We start from the raw sequence: 644 nt of genomic DNA, 5'->3' as shown, positions 1-644 counted from the left end.
GGCCTACACCGGCCGGGGTGACGGCGGCCAAAGCCGTCGTCGACGAGTCGCCCACGGCTCATGCGGCGACGCTGGCCTCGCTGCGTGCCGCCGAGAGCGACGCGACGGCCGCGGCGCGCACCGACAGCCTGCGAGTGAGCGGCGTGCTCGCGCCGTTGCTGGCCAGCCTGCACGCCGCCGGTGTCGCGCAGGTGGAGCTACTCGACCTCTTCCGCGCGCAGGTCGGCGCCGGCTCGCCGGCCGCGACCGCCGGCAGCGCCGCAACCGCCGGGAGCGCCGGGTGACCGCGGGCAGGCGGGACGGACGGGTCGTCGCGGCCAACCCCGCCCAGACAGGGACGGCTCGGGCGAGTCCGGCGGTTGCCGGGCAGGCAGCCGCCGTGGCAGCCCTGAACACGATGCTCACCGCCACCCACGCCGCGATCAACGCCGCCGCGGCCGCGGGCGGTGCGCTCGCGCCGCTGGGCTCCACGGCCGCCGGCGCCCGGGAACTGGCCCGGCTCAGCTGGGTCGCCCATCAGGCGATGCGCGACGACCTCATCGCCGCGGTCGACGCCCGCGGCGGTCAGCCGTCCCCGGCCCTGCCGGCCTACCGGATCCCCACGACGCCGGTCAGCGTCGCCGCCTCGCTGACCCTGCTGGCCC

At 78.4% G+C, this 644-nt stretch carries 1 protein-coding gene and 1 pseudogene; both read left to right on the top strand.

Features of this window, described 5'->3' with window-relative positions:
- A pseudogene (locus tag ND748_RS33380) lies at positions 1-284 on the top strand (hypothetical protein); the annotation flags it as partial.
- Positions 281-644, top strand: a 364-nt coding sequence (locus ND748_RS33375) for a DUF4439 domain-containing protein (RefSeq protein WP_251750200.1), incomplete at its 3' end; no start/stop codon positions are given. The pseudogene ND748_RS33380 and the gene ND748_RS33375, both read left to right, overlap by 4 nt.

The sequence above is a fragment of the Frankia sp. AiPs1 genome, assembly GCF_023716945.1.
Classification (GTDB): Bacteria; Actinomycetota; Actinomycetes; order Frankiales; family Frankiaceae; genus Frankia.
The sequence above is the reverse complement of the archived record's forward strand: the minus strand, read 5'-3'. Positions and strand labels throughout refer to the sequence as shown.